15 protein-coding genes are annotated in these 17,953 nt (G+C 61.7%); 11 read left to right on the plus strand and 4 right to left on the minus strand.

Features of this window, described 5'->3' with window-relative positions; translation table 11 throughout:
• Window positions 1-33: 33 nt before the first annotated feature.
• Entirely contained in the window at window positions 34-1,704 is a 1,671-nt protein-coding gene (locus OSW16_RS03625; RefSeq protein ID WP_241803862.1) for a lactate permease LctP family transporter, read from the minus strand.
• Window positions 1,705-1,960: 256 nt separating this feature from the next.
• On the opposite strand from OSW16_RS03625, the gene OSW16_RS03630 reads away from it, so the two are divergent.
• Entirely contained in the window at window positions 1,961-2,728 is a 768-nt protein-coding gene (locus OSW16_RS03630; RefSeq protein ID WP_012312632.1) for an FCD domain-containing protein, read from the plus strand.
• A gap of 617 nt (window positions 2,729-3,345) precedes the next feature.
• Here the strand turns inward: OSW16_RS03630 and smpB are convergent.
• Window positions 3,346-3,828 carry an SsrA-binding protein SmpB gene (gene smpB / locus OSW16_RS03635; protein ID WP_012312633.1) on the minus strand — a complete coding sequence of 161 codons (483 nt, stop codon included), beginning with the start codon at window positions 3,826-3,828 and terminating at the stop codon, window positions 3,346-3,348.
• 162 nt (window positions 3,829-3,990) lie between these two features.
• Here smpB and OSW16_RS03640 point away from each other — a divergent pair, with 162 nt between their 5' ends.
• The gene (locus OSW16_RS03640) at window positions 3,991-4,425 is read left to right on the plus strand and encodes a type II toxin-antitoxin system RatA family toxin (RefSeq protein ID WP_241803861.1); all 435 of its coding nucleotides are present in this window, start codon (window positions 3,991-3,993) and stop codon (window positions 4,423-4,425) included.
• A 64-nt stretch (window positions 4,426-4,489) separates the two neighbouring features.
• On the opposite strand, the gene OSW16_RS03645 is transcribed toward OSW16_RS03640, so the two are convergent.
• Window positions 4,490-5,026 (minus strand): outer membrane protein assembly factor BamE, encoded by a 537-nt coding sequence (locus OSW16_RS03645; protein ID WP_241803860.1) that lies wholly within the window; start codon window positions 5,024-5,026, stop codon window positions 4,490-4,492.
• 97 nt (window positions 5,027-5,123) lie between these two features.
• Here OSW16_RS03645 and fur point away from each other — a divergent pair, with 97 nt between their 5' ends.
• Entirely contained in the window at window positions 5,124-5,528 is a 405-nt protein-coding gene (fur, locus tag OSW16_RS03650) for a ferric iron uptake transcriptional regulator (protein ID WP_008096237.1), read from the plus strand.
• A 94-nt stretch (window positions 5,529-5,622) separates the two neighbouring features.
• Here the strand turns inward: fur and recN are convergent, their stop codons facing one another.
• Window positions 5,623-7,296, minus strand: coding sequence for a DNA repair protein RecN (gene recN / locus OSW16_RS03655; protein ID WP_267820829.1), 1,674 nt, complete (start codon window positions 7,294-7,296; stop codon window positions 5,623-5,625).
• 190 nt (window positions 7,297-7,486) lie between these two features.
• Between recN and grpE the strand changes: the two genes are divergently transcribed.
• From grpE to OSW16_RS03695, 8 genes are all read left to right on the plus strand, one after another.
• Entirely contained in the window at window positions 7,487-8,041 is a 555-nt protein-coding gene (grpE, locus tag OSW16_RS03660; protein ID WP_012312638.1) for a nucleotide exchange factor GrpE, read from the plus strand.
• A 101-nt stretch (window positions 8,042-8,142) separates the two neighbouring features.
• The gene (gene dnaK, locus OSW16_RS03665) at window positions 8,143-10,071 is read left to right on the plus strand and encodes a molecular chaperone DnaK (RefSeq protein WP_012312639.1); all 1,929 of its coding nucleotides are present in this window, start codon (window positions 8,143-8,145) and stop codon (window positions 10,069-10,071) included.
• Between the two features lie 198 nt (window positions 10,072-10,269).
• Window positions 10,270-11,394, plus strand: a complete 1,125-nt coding sequence (gene dnaJ / locus OSW16_RS03670; RefSeq protein ID WP_241803857.1) for a molecular chaperone DnaJ — start codon at window positions 10,270-10,272, stop codon at window positions 11,392-11,394.
• Between the two features lie 13 nt (window positions 11,395-11,407).
• Window positions 11,408-12,211, plus strand: a complete 804-nt coding sequence (gene dapB, locus OSW16_RS03675) for a 4-hydroxy-tetrahydrodipicolinate reductase (RefSeq protein WP_241803856.1) — start codon at window positions 11,408-11,410, stop codon at window positions 12,209-12,211.
• 371 nt (window positions 12,212-12,582) lie between these two features.
• On the plus strand, window positions 12,583-13,719 hold the full coding sequence (gene carA, locus OSW16_RS03680; protein ID WP_241803855.1) for a glutamine-hydrolyzing carbamoyl-phosphate synthase small subunit: 1,137 nt from the start codon (window positions 12,583-12,585) through the stop codon (window positions 13,717-13,719).
• 105 nt (window positions 13,720-13,824) lie between these two features.
• Window positions 13,825-17,046, plus strand: coding sequence for a carbamoyl-phosphate synthase large subunit (gene carB, locus OSW16_RS03685; RefSeq protein ID WP_267820833.1), 3,222 nt, complete (start codon window positions 13,825-13,827; stop codon window positions 17,044-17,046).
• Window positions 17,043-17,525 (plus strand): transcription elongation factor GreA, encoded by a 483-nt coding sequence (gene greA / locus OSW16_RS03690; RefSeq protein WP_012312644.1) that lies wholly within the window; start codon window positions 17,043-17,045, stop codon window positions 17,523-17,525. The genes carB and greA overlap by 4 nt, the downstream gene beginning before the upstream one ends.
• The gene (locus OSW16_RS03695; RefSeq protein ID WP_241803853.1) at window positions 17,503-17,952 is read left to right on the plus strand and encodes an MFS transporter; all 450 of its coding nucleotides are present in this window, start codon (window positions 17,503-17,505) and stop codon (window positions 17,950-17,952) included. Before greA ends, OSW16_RS03695 begins: the two co-directional genes overlap by 23 nt.
• Window position 17,953: the final 1 nt, after the last annotated feature.

The raw sequence follows: 17,953 nt of genomic DNA on the forward strand, positions 1-17,953 counted from the left end.
CCGGGCGCTCGCTGGCGCCCGGCCCCTTTCACTTTAGTGATGAACCAGCATGCCGGTCAGCCAGTAGGCCTGGACCAGGGTGATCAGGCCGACGATGGTGGCGAAGAACAGGCTGTGCTTGACGGTGAAGCGGAACAGGTCGGACTCCTTGCCAACCAGGCCGGTGGCTGCGCAGGCCACGGCGATCGACTGCGGCGAGATCATCTTGCCGGTCACGCCGCCGCTGGTGTTGGCCGCTACCAGCAGGGTGTCGTTGACGCCGATCTGGTGGGCGGTGGTGGCCTGCAGCGAACCGAACAGGGCGTTGGACGAGGTGTCCGAGCCGGTGAGGAACACACCCAGCCAGCCCAGGAACGGCGAGAAGAATGGGAACGCAGCGCCAGTGCCGGCCAGGACCAGGGCCATGGTCGAAGACATGCCCGAATAGTTGGTGACGAAGGCGAAGGCCAGGACCATGCCGATGGAAAGGATCGGCCAGCGCAGTTCCCAGAAGGTCTCTTTGAAAGTGGTAAGACCAGTTTTGAAGTTGATCTTCAGCACGGCCATGGAGATCAGTGCCGACAGGAAGATCGCTGTGCCGGTGGCGGAGATCGGGTCGAGCTTGAACACCGCTGGCATGGCGGTCGGCGCGGCGACGATCGGCGCGGTCTTGATCACCAGTTGGTCGAGGTGCGGGATGGCGAAGTTGAACACGAAGTTGTACATCGCTCCGCCTGGGGCGAATGCTGCCTTGAACGGTTTCAGGGTCCAGAGGGTGACCAGTACGGTGAGGATCAGGAATGGCGACCAGGCCTTGAAAATTTCACCGAAACTATAAGGGCTTGGCTGGCTGCCGCCGCTGCTGACCACGGCGGCGCCGACGCTGCCTTTGGCTTCGGCGAACGAGCGCTTGGGTTGCCAGACTTTAAGGAACAGGGTCAGGGCGACCAGGCTGGCCAGGGCCGAGGTGATGTCTGGCAGTTCGGGGCCGATGAAGTTGGAGGTGAAGTACTGGGTGACGGCGAAGCTCAGGCCGGCCACCAGGGCTGCGGGCCAGGTTTCTTTGACGCCGCGCAGGCCGTCCATCATGAACACCAGCCAGAACGGCACGAACAACGACAGCAGCGGCAGCTGGCGGCCGGTCATGGCGCCGATGTGGAAGGCGTCGATGCCCGTCACCTGGCCGGCGACGATGATCGGGATGCCCAGGGCGCCGAACGCCACTGGGGCGGTGTTGGCGATCAGGCACAGGCCGGCTGCGTACAGCGGGTTGAAGCCCAGGCCCACCAGCAGGGCGGCAGTGATTGCCACGGGGGCGCCGAAGCCGGCCGCGCCTTCGAGGAAGGCCCCGAAGCAGAAGCCGATCAGCAGCACCTGTAGGCGCTGGTCGTCAGTGATCGACAGTACCGAGCTGCGGATGACCTCGAACTGGCCGCTCTTGACGGTGAGCTTGTACAGGAACACCGCGGCAACGATGATCCAGGCGATTGGCCAGAGGCCGTAGAGGAAGCCATAGCCTGCGGCAGCGAGGGCCATGTCGACCGGCATCTGGAAGGCGAAGATCGCTACCAGCATCGCTAATCCCAGGGTGATGCTGCCGGCGACGTGGCCTTTGAGGCGGAACACGGCGAGGGCCAGGAAGAAGAACACGATGGGTATGACCGCCGCCAATGCGGACAGGCCAAGGCTACCGAGCGGGGAATAGAGTTGTTGCCAGGTTTGCATATGGGGTGGCCCCTAATTGTTGTTGGTCAGGCACTGGCATTGGATAATTGGTAAGACCAATTTACAATGGCTGGACGCTAGGTTAAAAGCGCTGTGATGGGTGTGTCAATTTGTCCTGTGCAAAACTTTGGTCGTGTGCCGATGAGCGGGTGGCTGATGGGGTTTGAAAAACGTCGCCTGATGGGTGTCGGCGTGGCGTGGATCGGCGAGAATAGACGCCCCCTGAAATTTGCCGGGGGTTTGTGGAGAGCATGTGATGGTTTTTGATCAGGTCCGCCAGCGGCGCCTGTCCGACGACATCGTCGACCGGTTGGAAGGGATGATTCTCGAAGGCACGCTGACCTCTGGCCAGCGGCTGCCGGCCGAGCGCGCCCTGGCCGAGCAGTTCGGTGTGTCGCGCCCCTCACTGCGCGAGGCGATCCAGAAGCTGGTGGCCAAGGGGTTGTTGGTCAGCCGGCAGGGTGGTGGTAACTATGTGGCCGAATCGCTCGGCTCAACCTTCAGCGACCCGTTGCTGCAACTGCTGGAGCACAGCGCCGAGGCGCAGCGCGATTTGCTGGAGTTCCGTCACACCCTGGAGGCGTCATGCGCCTATTACGCTGCCCAGCGCGCCACCGAGCCTGATCGCGCCCGGCTCAAGGCTGCATTCGACACCCTGCAGGACTGTTATGCCCGGGCTGACCAGGTTACCCGGGCAGAGGAGGGGGCGGCGGATGCGCGCTTCCATCTGGCGATTGCCGAGGCCAGCCACAATGCCGTGCTGCTGCATACCATTCGCGGGCTGTTCGACCTGCTCAAGCGCAATGTGGTGACCAATATCGGGGGCATGTACCAGCAGCGCACCGAGACGCGGGACATGCTGATCAGCCAGCACCGTGAGTTGTACCAGGCGATTGTCGAAGGCAGGGCGGACGATGCGCGGGAGGTGTCCAGCCGGCACATTCTGTATGTGCAGGAGGTGCTGGAAGAGGCGCAGAACGAAGCCCAGCGCGTAGCGCGGGCAGAGCGGCGCAGCGGGCGCTGAAGTTCGTGGCCCCCATCGCCGGCAAGCCGGCTTCCACAAGGGTTGCGCCAGCTTTTAGCAGTTGAGCAAGACGGTTGCTTCCACAGGTAAAGCGCAGGCCAGAAGAACAGCGCGGTCGTGGTGGGAGCCCCCTAGCAGCGCTGTAATAGCCCGAGCGCTCGACGGGGCCAGCGAGTACTTGGGGCCGCTTTGCGGCCCATCGCCGGCAAGCCCGGCTCCCACATGGATTTGCGCCGGCCTCTAGGAATTGGGCAAGACGGTTGCTTCCTCAGGTAAAGCGCAGGCCTGAAGAGCTGCACGGTCGTGGTGGGAGCCGGCTTGCCGGCGATGGGCTGCGCAGCAGCCCCCCTAGCAGCGCTGTAATAGCCCGAGCGCTCGATGGGACCAGCGAGCACTTGGGGCCGCTTTGCGGCCCATCGCCGGCAAGCCCGGCTCCCACATGGATTGCGCCAACTTTTAGCAGTTGAGCAAGACAGTTGCTGCCACAGGGATCGCGCCGGCTTTTAGCATTTGAGCAACACAGTTGCTTCCACAGGCGCGTCACTGACCTGAAGCCAGTGGGCTGCCTGTGAAAGCCGGCTTGCCGGCGATAGAGGCGCTACAAAGCGAAGAAGCCTTTAGTCTTCCTTGCCCTTGTTGCGCACCGCACGCTGCAGCTCGCGGTTGGAATCGCGTTCGCGCACAGTGTCGCGCTTGTCGAATTCCTTCTTGCCCTTGCCAAGCGCAATCTCGCACTTGATCAGGTGCTTGCTCCAGTACAGCGCCAAGGCCACACAGGTGTAGCCCTTCTGCGCCACCGCAGCTTCCACACGCTCCAGCTCGCGCTTGTTCAGCAGCAGCTTGCGCGAGCGGATAGGGTCGGCGATGACGTGGGTGCTGGCAGTGGTCAGCGGGGTGATGTGGCTGCCGAACAGCCAGGCTTCGCCATCCTTGAGCAGCACGTAGCTGTCGGTCAGGTGCGCCTTGCCGGCCCGCAGGCTTTTTACTTCCCAACCGGACAGGACCAGCCCGGCCTCGAACTTGTGTTCGATGAAGTAATCGTGTCGCGCCTTTTTGTTTTGCGCGATGGTCCCGGTCGGATGTTTCTTTTGTTTAGCCATAGGGGCGGCATTATAGGCAAGTCACCGCGTGGTCGGCTACGGGATTTCGGTGCGCTTGAGCCACCGCAATGAATACCGGACAATACAGGCCCTGTCTTACGCACAGGTTCTGTTTTTGGCACGCTGCGAAGCCCGCCACCCAGCCTTGGAAGTGACGCCTGGATGACTACCCATATTCAACGCTCCGCCCTGCTGCCGTACCCTGCCCAGGCGCTGTACGACCTGGTCAATGATGTAGCCAGCTACCCGCAGTTTTTGCCCTGGTGCTCGGCCTCGACGGTGCTCGAAGCCAGTGACACGCACATGCGGGCCAAGCTTGAGGTGGCCAAAGGGGGGATGAGCCAGCAGTTCGTGACCAGCAATGTGCTGGTGCCGGGGCAGTCCATCGAGATGAACCTGGAGGAAGGGCCGTTCACCCAGCTGCATGGCGTGTGGGTGTTCAAGGCGCTGGGGGAAAAAGCCTGCAAGATCAGCCTGGACCTGTCCTTCGATTACGCCGGGCCGATCGTGCGGGCCACCTTGGGGCCGCTTTTCAATCAGGCCGCCAATACATTGGTGGATGCGTTCTGCCAGCGTGCCAAGCAGCTCAATAGCTGATGCTGCCAGGCCACCAGGCACAAAAAAAGCCCGGAATGATCCGGGCTTTTTTTGTGCCTGCAATTTATTGCGGCGAGGTATCCAGTGGGGCGGGTGTCGGCACCGGTGTGGTCTGGATGGTGTCGATCTCGCGCTGGATGGATTCTTCCACAGAGCCAGGCTTGGCCGGCTTCTCTTCCGGCTGCGATGCTGGCTGGCCTGGCTCGGTGGCCGGGCTGACAGTGGTATCGCTGCTGCCGCCCAGGATTTCCTGGTCGCGGCTCACCCCTGGCATGAAGTCGCCAGACAGGCTGACCAGCTGGTCGCTGTCATTGAAGAAGATGCTCATGCGTTCCTGTTGGCGTTGGCCGCCACCGGGTTGCAGGCTGTACAGGTAATCCCAACGATTGGTGTTGAAAGTATCCTGGAGCAGAGGGTTGCCCATGATAAACCTTACTTGCCGGCGGGTCATTCCGGGGCGTAATTGGTCTATCATGTCTTGCGTAACGACATTGCCCTGCTGGATGTCGATTTTGTAAACCCCGGGAAACGAGCAACCGGCGAGTGCGAGCAGTCCCACGAAGGTGAGGCTGGTTAGCAAGTGCTTGGTGTTGTTTTGCATCGGTGGGCGACTTCCACTATCTTGGCTGGACAACGTAAACCCCGATCATACCCGTATTAAGAGAAGCTGCGAAGCAGCATCGGCGAGAAAGCTGACCATGGTTGAAAATAGCGAACTGCGCAAAGCCGGTCTCAAGGTGACACTGCCTCGAGTCAAGATCCTTCAGATGCTCGATTCGACCGAGCAACGTCACATGAGCGCCGAGGATGTCTACAAGGCGCTGATGGAGGCTGGCGAGGACGTCGGTCTTGCAACCGTTTATCGCGTACTCACCCAGTTCGAGGCTGCTGGGCTGGTGGTGCGTCACAACTTCGATGGCGGTCACGCAGTTTTCGAGCTGGCGGACGGCGGTCACCACGACCATATGGTCAACGTGGAGACCAGTGAAGTCATCGAATTCATGGATGCCGAAATCGAGCGGCGCCAAAAAGAGATCGTGGCCGAGCATGGCTACGAGCTGGTGGACCACAACCTGGTCCTCTACGTGCGTAAGAAAAAGTAACGATTTCGGTCGTTATTAACAGCAAAGGCGACCCTAGGGTCGCCTTTGTGCTTTGTGCCGCAGGGATAACTGCTGGAGCCGGCTGCAGGCAGCCTCACGCCTTGCCGGACACCACCATCTTGCGTGCATGCGCCAGCGATTCCTTGGTCAGGTCGATACCACCCAGCATCCGCGCCACCTCCTCGACCCGCTCGCGCTTGCCAAGGTTGGCCACGGCAGTGTGCGTTGTGTCGCTGTTGCGCACCTTGTGCACGAACAAATGATGATGCCCTTGCGCCGCGACCTGGGGCAGGTGGGTGACGGTCAGCACCTGGCCGCGTTCACCGAGGCGGCGCAACAGCTGGCCGACGATCTCGGCCGTCGGCCCACCGATACCCACATCAACTTCGTCGAAGACCAGCGTCGGGATGCGTGAGGTTTGCGCCGTGATGACCTGAATCGCCAGGCTGATCCGTGACAGTTCGCCGCCCGAGGCCACTTTGGCCAACGCTTTGAGCGGCTGCCCGGGGTTGGCGCTGACCAGCAGTTCTATCTGCTCAAGGCCGTGTGGCGACAGGTCGTTGCTTTGGTTGGGTGTGAGTTCGATGCAGAACCGCCCGCCAGGCATGCCCAGGCGCTGGATCTCTTGTTCGACCGCGACGGCGAGCTGTTTGGCGGCCTGTTGGCGCAAGGCACTCAGTTCGGTTGCCTTTTCCTGATAATGCTTGGCGTAGGCGGACAGTTCCTCACCCAGGCGCTCTATGGATTCATCGCTGGCATTCAGGCCTTCGAGCTCCTCAAGCAGTTGCTGCTGCAGGTGGGGCAGTTCGGTCGGGTGCACACGGTGTTTGCGCGCCAGGGTGTAGATGGTGTCGAGGCGCTCTTCCAGGGCCTGCAGGCGCATGGGGTCGGCGTCGAAGTTGTCGAGGAAGCGGTTGAGTTCGCCCACGGCTTCTTCTATCTGGATCTGTGCGCTGGCGATGAGATTGGCGGCTTCACCCAGTGCCTTGGGCGTATTGGCTGCGGCGCCCAGGCGGTTGAGGCTGGAGGTGAGGGCGCCGAGCACATTGCCCGAGTCGCTTTCGCTGCACTGGTCGATGACCTGGCGGCAGATGCCGAATAGGGCCTCGGCGTTGGTCAGGTTCTTGTGTTCCTGCTCCAACTGCTCCAGTTCGTTTTCACCCAGGCCAAGGTTGTCGAGCTCTTCGAGCTGATAGCTGAGCAACTGGTGGCGGGCGCGCTGCTCATCGCCGGAGTTGGACAGGTGCTCCAGCTCCAGGCGGGTCTGGTTCCAGCGCTTGGCGGCCAGCTGAACCTGACGGGACAGGTCGATGGCTCCGGCATATTCGTCGAGCAGGCGGCGGTGGGTGTCGGTCTTGAGCAGCGACTGGTGCTCATGCTGGCTGTGGATGTCGATCAGCAGTTCACCGAGCGCCTTCAGGTCACCCAGCGGGCAGGGCGTGCCGTTTATGTAGCCGCGGCTGCGGCCTTCGGCCGTGATCACGCGGCGCAGGATGCAGGGGCCGCCGTCGTCCAGGTCGCGATCGGCCAGCCAGGTGTGCGCTTCGGGGATATCCACCAGGTCGAAGGTGGCCAGGATGTCCGCCTTGTCTGCGTCAGGGCGCACCACGCCGCTGTCGGCACGATCACCCAGGGCCAGGCCGAGGGCGTCGAGCATGATCGATTTGCCTGCGCCGGTTTCGCCGGTGATGACGGACATGCCGCGGGCGAGTTCGAGATCGAGGTGTTCGACGATCGCGTAGTTGTGAATGGACAGGTGCACCAGCATGGGGCGGCTCCCGAAAAGTCAGGTCTGGTTATTTATACAGTACTTTTTTCGACCCTGCCAATGCCTGCTCGCAGTTTCCATCGTCGACCCAAAACCGCTTTGCCCCTTGAAGCTGATTTTTCCGGCCCCATATAGCCGGCAGACACGGCGAGCTTTGCTCGTACTACAGAGATTGCGGAGGAGAGACCCCATGGCTGACGAACAGCTGAATGAGAAAGACCTTAACGCCGAAGAGGCAGGTGCAGTGGATAACGGCGCCCGCGTTCAAGAGCTCGAGGAGCAGCTGGCCGCCGCCAAGGATCAGTCCCTGCGTGCCGTCGCCGACCTGCAGAACGTGCGCCGCCGCGCCGAGCAGGATGTCGAGAAGGCGCACAAGTTCGCCCTGGAAAAGTTCGCCGGCGACCTGCTGCCAGTGATCGACAGCCTTGAGCTGGCCCTGGCGCACTCCAGCGCTGAGGATGAACAGGTCAAGAAGATCCGTGAAGGCGTCGAACTGACCCTCAAGATGTTCCAGGACACCCTCAAGCGTTACAACCTCGAAGCCATCGACCCGCACGGCCAGCCGTTCAACGCCGAGCACCATCAGGCCATGGCCATGCAGGAAAGCGCCGAGGTAGAGCCCAACAGCGTGCTGAACGTGTTCCAGAAGGGCTACCTGCTCAATGGCCGCCTGCTGCGCCCTGCCATGGTAGTGGTCAGCAAGGCGCCGAGCGCGCCGCAGCCTTCGATCGATGAAAAGGCTTGAAATCCGTCGGGGCATCCCCATCTAGGTGTCAAGCCTTCAAGTATTACCGCAGTTGGCCAAAGTAGTCGCTGCAACCAAATTCAAGTTTCGGGAGAGTAAACATGGGCAAAATCATCGGTATCGACCTGGGGACCACCAACTCGTGCGTCTCCATTCTGGAAAACGGTAACGTCAAGGTCATCGAAAACGCCGAAGGTGCGCGTACCACCCCTTCGATCGTGGCCTACGCCAATGACGGCGAAATCCTGGTTGGCCAGTCGGCCAAGCGCCAGGCCGTCACCAACCCGCACAACACCCTGTTCGCAGTGAAGCGCCTCATCGGCCGCCGCTTCGAAGAAGATGTCGTGCAGAAAGACATCAAGCTGGTGCCGTACAAGATCGTCAAGGCTAACAACGGTGACGCCTGGGTCGAAGCTTCCGGCAAGGAAATGGCGCCGCCGCAGATCAGCGCCGAAGTCCTGAAAAAGATGAAGAAGACCGCCGAAGACTACCTCGGCGAGCCAGTCACCGAAGCGGTCATCACCGTTCCGGCCTACTTCAACGACAGCCAGCGTCAGGCCACCAAAGACGCCGGCCGCATCGCGGGCCTGGACGTAAAACGCATCATCAACGAGCCGACCGCTGCTGCGCTGGCCTATGGCATGGACAAAGCCAAGGGCGACCACACCGTCATCGTTTATGACCTGGGTGGTGGTACCTTCGACGTATCGGTCATCGAAATCGCCGAAGTCGACGGTGAACACCAGTTCGAAGTACTGGCCACCAACGGCGACACCTTCCTGGGTGGCGAAGACTTCGACATGCGCCTGATCGACTACCTCGTCGACGAGTTCAAGAAAGAGTCGGGCATGGACCTGAAGAACGACCCTCTGGCCCTGCAGCGTCTGAAAGAAGCCGCGGAAAAGGCCAAGATCGAACTGTCCTCGGCCCAGTCGACCGACGTGAACCTGCCGTACATCACTGCAGACGCGACAGGTCCCAAGCACCTGAACGTGAAGATCTCCCGCGCCAAGCTGGAGTCGCTGGTCGAAGACCTGGTCAACCGTACCATCGAGCCTTGCCGCATCGCCCTGAAAGACGCAGGCATCGACGCCAGCAAGATCGACGACGTGATCCTGGTCGGTGGCCAGACCCGTATGCCGCTGGTTCAGAAGGCCGTAGCCGACTTCTTCGGTAAGGAAGCTCGCAAGGACGTCAACCCGGACGAAGCAGTTGCCATGGGCGCTGCCATCCAGGGTGCCGTACTGGCCGGTGACGTGAAAGACGTGCTGCTGCTGGACGTCAGCCCGCTGACCCTGGGTATCGAAACCATGGGCGGCGTGATGACCCCGCTGATCGAGAAGAACACCACCATTCCGACCAAGAAGTCGCAGGTGTTCTCGACGGCCGACGACAACCAGGGCGCAGTGACCATTCACGTGCTGCAGGGTGAGCGCAAGCAAGCCTCGCAGAACAAGTCGCTGGGCAAGTTCGACCTGGCTGACATCCCGCCAGCACCGCGTGGTGTTCCGCAGATCGAAGTGACCTTCGACATTGACGCCAACGGCATCCTGCACGTCGGCGCCAAAGACAAGGCCACCGGCAAGACCCAGTCGATCGTGATCAAGGCCAACTCCGGTCTGTCCGACGAAGAGATCGAAAAAATGGTGCGTGACGCCGAGGCCAATGCCGAGGAAGACCGCAAGTTCGAAGAGCTGGCCGCTGCCCGTAACCAGGGTGACGCGCTGGTTCACTCGACCCGCAAGATGGTCGCTGACGCCGGTGACAAGGTCACTGCCGAAGAGAAGACTGCCATCGAAGCGGCCGTGGTTGCCCTGGAAGCCGCTGTCAAAGGCGACGACAAGGCTGCCATCGATGCCAAGGTCGAGGAACTGTCCAAGGTCTCCGCGCCGGTAGCACAGAAGATGTACGCCGAGCAGTCGGCCGAACAGCCTCAGGGCGGCGCTCAGCAGCAGGCCGAACCGGAAGCCAAGCACGATGACGTGGTTGACGCCGAGTTCGAAGAAGTGAAAGGCGACGACAAGAAGTAATCGTTGCATGTTGTCGGCCAGCTCACCGTCGTTTGGCGGTGAGCTGGTAGGATGTCGCCGCGCGGGGGCTTGCTCCCGCGTTGGCGTATCTGGAATTCGAGAATTTTTTACAGCATTTGTCTGGGCCGCATCGGGTCTTCAGGCGGGTGCTGACGGCGCGGCGCGGATGCCGAACGCCCAACAAGGTGCAAATGACCTATGTCCAAGCGTGATTATTATGAGGTCCTGGGTGTCGAGCGCGGCGCCAGTGAAGCAGACCTGAAAAAGGCTTATCGCCGCCTGGCGATGAAGTACCACCCGGACCGCAACCCGGGCGACAAAGAGTCCGAAGACAAGTTCAAAGAGGCCAACGAGGCCTACGAAGTGCTGTCTGATGCGAGCAAGCGGGCCGCGTTTGACCAGTATGGTCACGCCGGTGTCGACCCGAGCATGGGTGGCGGCGGTGCAGGCTTTGGTGGCGCCAACTTCTCCGACATCTTTGGCGATGTGTTCAGTGACTTCTTCGGTGGTGGGCGTGGCGGTGGTCGTGGTGGCGCTGCGCGCGGCAGCGACCTGCGCTACACCCTGGAACTGAACCTGGAAGAAGCCGTGCGCGGCACCACGGTCAGTATTCGTGTGCCGACCCTGGTCAATTGCCAACCCTGTGACGGCAGCGGTGCGAAGAAGGGTTCGACGCCATCGACCTGCCCGACGTGCGGCGGCATTGGCCAAGTGCGCATGCAGCAGGGCTTCTTCTCTGTGCAGCAGACCTGCCCGCGCTGCCATGGCCAGGGCAAGATCATCACCGACCCGTGCAATGCTTGCCACGGTGAAGGCCGCGTCGAGGAATACAAGACCCTGTCGGTCAAGGTGCCAGCCGGCGTCGACACGGGCGACCGTATCCGCCTGTCCGGCGAAGGCGAGGCGGGCACCCACGGTGGCCCGACTGGCGACCTTTACGTAGTGATCAACGTGCGTGAGCACGAGATTTTCCAGCGTGACGGCAAGCACCTCTACTGCGAAGTGCCCATCAGCTATACCGATGCCGCTCTGGGTGGCGAGCTGGAAGTGCCGACCCTCGATGGTCGTGTGAAGCTCAAGATCCCGGAAGGCACTCAGACCGGCAAGCAGTTCCGCCTGCGTGGCAAGGGTGTGGCACCGGTGCGTGGTGGTGGTGCGGGTGACCTGCTGTGCCGCGTTGCGGTCGAGACCCCGGTCAACCTCAGCCGTCGCCAGCGTGAACTGCTCGAAGAACTGCGCGACTCGCTCGAAGGCGACAGCTCCCACTCGCCCAAGGCCAATGGCTGGTTCGATGGCGTGAAGCGCTTCTTCGGCGATCTCTGACAAGGAACAGGCTATGCGACGTATTGCAGTGATGGGCGCGGCAGGGCGGATGGGCAAAACCCTGATCGAAGCTGTGCAGCAAACCCCAGGTGCCGGGCTGACCGCGGCGATTGATCGCCCGGACAGCTCGCTGGTCGGGGCGGATGCCGGTGAGTTGGCGGCCCTTGGCCGTATCGGTGTGCCGCTGTCGGATGACCTGGCCAAGGTTGCCGACGATTTCGATGTGCTGATCGACTTCACTCACCCTTCGGTGACCCTGAAGAACCTGGCGTTCTGCCGCAAGCATGGCAAGGCCATGATCATCGGCACCACCGGTTTCACCAGCGACGAGAAGCTGCTGTTGGCCGAGGCGGGCAAGGACATCCCGATCGTCTTCGCCGCCAACTTCAGCGTAGGCGTCAACCTCAGCCTGAAGTTGCTGGACATGGCCGCGCGGGTGCTGGGCGATGATGTCGACATCGAGATCATCGAGGCGCACCACCGGCACAAGGTCGATGCGCCGTCAGGCACTGCGCTGCGCATGGGTGAGGTGGTGGCCAATGCACTGGGCCGTGACCTTCAGGAAGTGGCGGTGTATGGCCGTGAGGGCCAGACGGGGGCGCGTGATCGCAAGACCATCGGCTTCGCCACCGTACGTGCCGGCGATGTGGTCGGTGACCACACCGTGCTGTTCGCCGCTGAAGGTGAGCGCCTGGAAATCACCCACAAGGCGTCCAGCCGCATGACCTTCGCCAAGGGTGCGGTGCGTGCCGCGCTGTGGCTGGATGGGCGTGAGGCGGGCTTGTACGACATGCAGGATGTGCTGGAGTTGCGCTGAGTCTTGCAGCGACTGTGATGGCCCTATCGCCGGCAAGCCGGCTCCCACAATGGATTGTGTGGGCTTTTAGGGTTGAGCAAGGCAGCTGCTCCCGCAGGGGATTGCAAACCTTCCGGTTGGTGCAGTACATGTGGGAGCCGGCTTGCCGGCGATGGGGTGCAAGGCACCCTCTGTCGCAATCATGTGTTTTAGAGGCACATTTGCGGTAGACCAAAAAAGCACTTTTCTGTAAGCTACAGCTTTAGTGTGTCCACTAAAAGCGCGCAGCGAATTGAATTCAGCACATAAAAGCGGGGTGACGTGTCCATACGTCACTCCGCTTTTTTGCAACCTGCGATCGCCCTTTCATGCTTGATTTACGGGAGGTCTTCTTGACAAAGCCAGCCATACTCGCCCTTGCCGACGGCAGTATTTTTCGCGGTGAAGCCATCGGAGCCGACGGTCAGACCGTTGGTGAGGTGGTATTCAACACCGCTATGACCGGCTACCAGGAAATCCTTACAGACCCTTCCTACGCGCAGCAAATCGTTACCCTGACCTACCCGCACATCGGCAACACCGGTACCACCCCGGAAGATGCCGAGTCGAACCGTGTCTGGTCCGCCGGCCTGGTCATCCGTGACCTGCCGCTGCTGGCCAGCAACTGGCGTAACACCCAGTCGCTGCCTGACTACCTCAAGGCCAACAATGTCGTTGCCATCGCCGGCATCGACACCCGTCGCCTGACCCGTATCCTGCGTGAAAAGGGCGCTCAGAACGGCTGCATTCTGGCTGGTGACAACATCAGCGAAGAAGCCGCCATCGCCGCGGCCCGCGCCTTCCCCGGCCTCAAGGGCATGGACCTGGCCAAGGTCGTTTCCACCAAGGAGCGTTACGAGTGGCGCTCCAGCGTGTGGGAGCTGAAAACTGACAGCCACCCGACCCTGGAAGCCTCCGAGCTGCCGTACCACGTTGTCGCCTTCGACTACGGCGTCAAGCTGAACATCCTGCGCATGTTGGTCGCCCGCGGCTGCCGCGTGACCGTGGTGCCTGCCCAGACCCCGGCCAGCGAAGTGCTCGCGCTCAACCCGGACGGCGTGTTCCTGTCCAACGGCCCTGGTGATCCGGAGCCATGCGACTACGCCATCCAGGCGATCAAAGAGATCCTCGAAACCGAGATCCCGGTGTTCGGCATCTGCCTCGGCCACCAGCTGCTGGCCCTGGCCTCCGGCGCCAAGACCGTGAAAATGGGCCACGGCCACCACGGTGCCAACCACCCGGTCCAGGACCTGGACACCGGCGTGGTCATGATCACCAGCCAGAACCACGGTTTCGCCGTAGACGAAGCCACCCTGCCGGGTAACGTGCGCGCCATCCACAAGTCGCTGTTCGACGGCACCCTGCAGGGTATCGAGCGTACCGACAAGAGCGCGTTCAGCTTCCAGGGCCACCCTGAAGCGAGCCCGGGCCCGACCGACGTCGCGCCACTGTTCGATCGTTTCACCGATGCCATGGCCAAGCGCCGCTGAGCATCCTGCTTCAAGGCCCCGGGCCGGCACCTGCCGCGCCCGGCCGCGCCTGACCCAGATTGTTCAAAGCGGCTTGCCGACTGACCCCGGATTTGAGTGACCACCATGCCAAAACGTACAGACATCAAAAGCATCCTGATTCTCGGCGCTGGCCCGATCGTGATCGGCCAGGCCTGCGAATTCGACTACTCCGGCGCCCAGGCTTGTAAAGCCCTGCGCGAGGAAGGTTTCCGCGTCATCCTGGTGAACTCCAACCCAGCCACCATCATGACCGACCCGGCCATGGCCGACGCCACCTACATCGAGCCGATCAAGTGGCAGTCGGTGGCCAAGATCATCGAAAAAGAGCGCCCGGACGCCGTATTGCCGACCATGGGTGGCCAGACCGCACTGAACTGCGCCCTGGACCTGGAGCGCCACGGCGTGCTGGAGAAGTTCGGCGTAGAGATGATCGGTGCCAACGCCGACACCATCGACAAGGCCGAAGACCGTTCGCGCTTCGACAAGGCCATGAAGGACATCGGCCTGGAGTGCCCTCGCTCCGGTATCGCCCACAGCATGGAAGAGGCCAATGCGGTCCTTGAGAAACTTGGCTTCCCCTGCATCATCCGCCCGTCGTTCACCATGGGTGGCACCGGCGGTGGTATCGCTTACAACCGTGAAGAGTTCGAAGAAATCTGCACCCGTGGTCTGGACCTGTCGCCGACCAAAGAGCTGCTGATCGACGAATCGCTGATCGGCTGGAAAGAGTACGAGATGGAAGTGGTCCGCGACAAAAAGGACAACTGCATCATCGTCTGCTCGATCGAAAACTTCGACCCGATGGGCGTGCACACCGGTGACTCCATCACCGTGGCGCCAGCGCAGACCCTGACCGACAAGGAATACCAGATCATGCGCAACGCCTCGCTGGCGGTGCTGCGTGAAATTGGCGTTGAAACCGGCGGTTCCAACGTGCAGTTCGGTATCTGCCCGAACACTGGCCGCATGGTCGTGATCGAGATGAACCCGCGTGTTTCGCGTTCCTCGGCGCTGGCTTCCAAGGCAACGGGCTTCCCGATCGCCAAGATCGCCGCCAAGCTGGCCATTGGTTACACCCTCGACGAACTGCAGAACGACATCACGGGCGGCCGTACCCCGGCGTCCTTCGAGCCGTCGATCGACTACGTCGTCACCAAGCTGCCACGCTTCGCCTTCGAGAAATTCCCGAAAGCCGACGCCCGCCTGACCACCCAGATGAAGTCCGTGGGTGAAGTCATGGCCATCGGCCGTACCTTCCAGGAGTCCCTGCAGAAAGCCCTGCGCGGCCTGGAAGTCGGTGCTTGCGGCCTGGACCCGAAAGTCGACCTGGCCAGCCCTGAAGCCGCCAGCATCCTCAAGCGCGAGCTGACCGTGCCGGGCGCCGAGCGTATCTGGTACGTGGCTGACGCCATGCGTTCGGGTATGACCTGCGAAGAGATTTTTGCCCTGACCGGCATCGACATGTGGTTCCTGGTTCAGATGGAAGACCTGATCAAGGAAGAAGAGAAGGTCAAGACCCTGGCCCTGTCGGCGATCGACAAGGACTACATGCTGCGCCTCAAGCGCAAGGGCTTCTCGGACCAGCGTCTGGCCAAGCTGCTCGGTATCACCGACAAGAACCTGCGCCGTCACCGCCACAAGCTGGAAGTGTTCCCGGTGTACAAGCGCGGCGACACCTGCGCTGCCGAGTTCGCCACCGATACCGCCTACCTGTACTCCACCTATGAGGAAGAGTGCGAGGCCAACCCGTCGACCCGCGACAAGATCATGATCCTGGGTGGCGGCCCGAACCGTATCGGCCAAGGCATCGAGTTCGACTATTGCTGCGTGCACGCGGCACTGGCACTGCGTGAAGACGGTTACGAGACCATCATGGTCAACTGCAACCCGGAAACCGTCTCCACCGACTACGACACCTCCGACCGTCTGTACTTCGAGCCGTTGACCCTGGAAGACGTGCTGGAAGTCTGCCGCGTCGAGAAGCCCAAGGGCGTCATCGTCCACTACGGCGGCCAGACCCCGCTGAAACTGGCGCGCGCCCTGGAAGAGGCCGGCGTACCGATTATCGGTACCAGCCCGGACGCCATCGACCGTGCCGAAGACCGTGAGCGCTTCCAGCAGATGGTTCAGCGCCTGAACCTGCTGCAGCCGCCAAACGCCACCGTGCGCAGCGAAGAAGAAGCCATCCGTGCCGCGGGCGGTATCGGTTACCCGCTGGTGGTGCGCCCGTCCTACGTACTGGGCGGCCGCGCGATGGAGATCGTCTACGAACTGGACGAGCTCAAGCGCTACCTGCGTGAAGCCGTGCAGGTGTCCAACGACAGCCCGGTACTGCTCGACCACTTCCTCAACTGCGCCATCGAGATGGACGTGGATGCGGTCTGCGACGGCACCGACGTTGTCATCGGCGCGATCATGCAGCACATCGAACAGGCCGGTGTTCACTCCGGTGACTCGGCGTGCTCGCTGCCGCCTTACTCGCTGAGCAAGGACGTGCAGGACCAGGTTCGCGACCAGGTGCGCAAGATGGCACTGGAGCTGGGCGTGGTTGGCTTGATGAACGTGCAGCTGGCCTTGCAGGGCGACAAGATCTACGTGATCGAAGTCAACCCGCGCGCCTCGCGTACCGTGCCGTTCGTGTCCAAGTGCATCGGCACTTCCCTGGCGATGATCGCTGCCCGCGTCATGGCTGGCAAAACCCTGAAAGAGCTGGGCTTCACCCAGGAAATCATCCCGAACTTCTACAGCGTCAAGGAAGCCGTCTTCCCGTTCGCCAAGTTCCCAGGGGTTGACCCGATCCTCGGCCCTGAGATGAAATCGACGGGTGAAGTCATGGGTGTCGGTGACAGCTTCGGTGAAGCGTTCGCCAAGGCCCAGATGGGTGCCAGCGAAGTGCTGCCAACGGGCGGTACTGCGTTCATCAGCGTACGTGACGACGACAAGCCGCAAGTGGCTGGCGTTGCCCGCGACCTGATCGCCCTGGGCTTTGAAGTGGTCGCTACTGCAGGTACTGCCAAGGTCATCGAGGCGGCGGGCCTGAAAGTGCGCCGCGTGAACAAGGTGACCGAAGGTCGTCCGCACGTGGTCGACATGATCAAGAACGACGAAGTGTCGTTGATCATCAACACCACCGAAGGCCGTCAGTCGATTGCTGACTCCTATTCGATTCGTCGCAATGCGTTGCAGCACAAGATCTACTGCACCACGACCATTGCGGCTGGTGAAGCCATCTGCGAAGCGCTGAAATTCGGCCCTGAAAAGACCGTTCGTCGCTTGCAGGATCTGCATGCAGGACTTAAAGCATGAGCATTACCAAGTATCCGATGACCGTTCAGGGCGCTCGCGCCCTGGAAGAGGAACATCTGTTCCTGAGCAAGACCGAGCGCCCGCGCCTGAGTCAGGCCATTGGCGAAGCGCGCGAACTGGGCGACCTCAAGGAAAATGCCGAATACCATGCCGCCCGTGAGGAGCAGGGCATGGTCGAGGCGCGTATCCGCGACATCGAAGGCCGTCTGCAGAACTCGGTAGTGATCGATGTGACCACTATTCCTCACACCGGCAAGGTGATTTTCGGTACCACTGTGGTGCTGGCCAACACTGAAACCGATGAAGAGGTGAGCTACCAGATCGTTGGCGAGGATGAAGCCGACGTGAAGCAAGGCAAGCTCTCGAGTGGCGCACCGATCGCCCGTGCCATCATCGGCAAGGAAGAAGGTGATACTGTCGTCGTCAAGACGCCAAGCGGCTCGGTCGAGTACGAGATTGTCGAAGTCAAGCACATCTGACCGGCGCCAGCGGGCGCCATCCCTCGAGGGGATCCTCTGGCAGCTGGCCCAGGTTTTCTGGGTCGGTGGCCTTTGGGTGTTCCATGTGGGGCTGGTGCCTGCGCTCAAGGTCAGTGGCCTGGCGCCCTTGCTGGTACAGGACATCGCCGGGCAGATCGACCGTTGGTTGATAGGCGTGGCGATGCTCGGGCTGCTGACGCAGCTGGCGGTGCTGGCGAGGGTCGATGGCCTGGCTGCCTGGTGGCGGCAATTCCGTGGCCAGATGCTGTTGCTGGGCTTTGCGGCCTGCGTGGGGTACTACACCTTGCGCTACGGTATCTCGGTCGGCGAGCGCTGGCAGATGTTCTGTTTCCTGGTGCTGGGGTTTTCCGGCATCGTGCTGGTCGCTCAACCGGTACCGGTCAGGGCGCGTCAAGCGCGCCACTGAG

The sequence above is a fragment of the Pseudomonas putida genome (assembly GCF_026625125.1).
In the GTDB taxonomy this organism is placed as follows: domain Bacteria; phylum Pseudomonadota; class Gammaproteobacteria; order Pseudomonadales; family Pseudomonadaceae; genus Aquipseudomonas; species Aquipseudomonas putida_X.

Excerpts from the sequence above, each read along its gene's own strand:
- OSW16_RS03625 (WP_241803862.1), bottom strand. The coding sequence starts at position 1,704 with ATGCAAACCTGGCAACAACTCTATTCCCCGCTCGGTAGCCTTGGCCTG.
- OSW16_RS03630 (WP_012312632.1), top strand. The coding sequence starts at position 1,961 with ATGGTTTTTGATCAGGTCCGCCAGCGGCGCCTGTCCGACGACATCGTC.
- smpB (WP_012312633.1), bottom strand. The coding sequence starts at position 3,828 with ATGGCTAAACAAAAGAAACATCCGACCGGGACCATCGCGCAAAACAAA.
- OSW16_RS03640 (WP_241803861.1), top strand. The coding sequence starts at position 3,991 with ATGACTACCCATATTCAACGCTCCGCCCTGCTGCCGTACCCTGCCCAG.
- OSW16_RS03645 (WP_241803860.1), bottom strand. The coding sequence starts at position 5,026 with ATGCAAAACAACACCAAGCACTTGCTAACCAGCCTCACCTTCGTGGGA.
- fur (WP_008096237.1), top strand. The coding sequence starts at position 5,124 with ATGGTTGAAAATAGCGAACTGCGCAAAGCCGGTCTCAAGGTGACACTG.
- recN (WP_267820829.1), bottom strand. The coding sequence starts at position 7,296 with ATGCTGGTGCACCTGTCCATTCACAACTACGCGATCGTCGAACACCTC.
- grpE (WP_012312638.1), top strand. The coding sequence starts at position 7,487 with ATGGCTGACGAACAGCTGAATGAGAAAGACCTTAACGCCGAAGAGGCA.
- dnaK (WP_012312639.1), top strand. The coding sequence starts at position 8,143 with ATGGGCAAAATCATCGGTATCGACCTGGGGACCACCAACTCGTGCGTC.
- dnaJ (WP_241803857.1), top strand. The coding sequence starts at position 10,270 with ATGTCCAAGCGTGATTATTATGAGGTCCTGGGTGTCGAGCGCGGCGCC.
- dapB (WP_241803856.1), top strand. The coding sequence starts at position 11,408 with ATGCGACGTATTGCAGTGATGGGCGCGGCAGGGCGGATGGGCAAAACC.
- carB (WP_267820833.1), top strand. The coding sequence starts at position 13,825 with ATGCCAAAACGTACAGACATCAAAAGCATCCTGATTCTCGGCGCTGGC.
- greA (WP_012312644.1), top strand. The coding sequence starts at position 17,043 with ATGAGCATTACCAAGTATCCGATGACCGTTCAGGGCGCTCGCGCCCTG.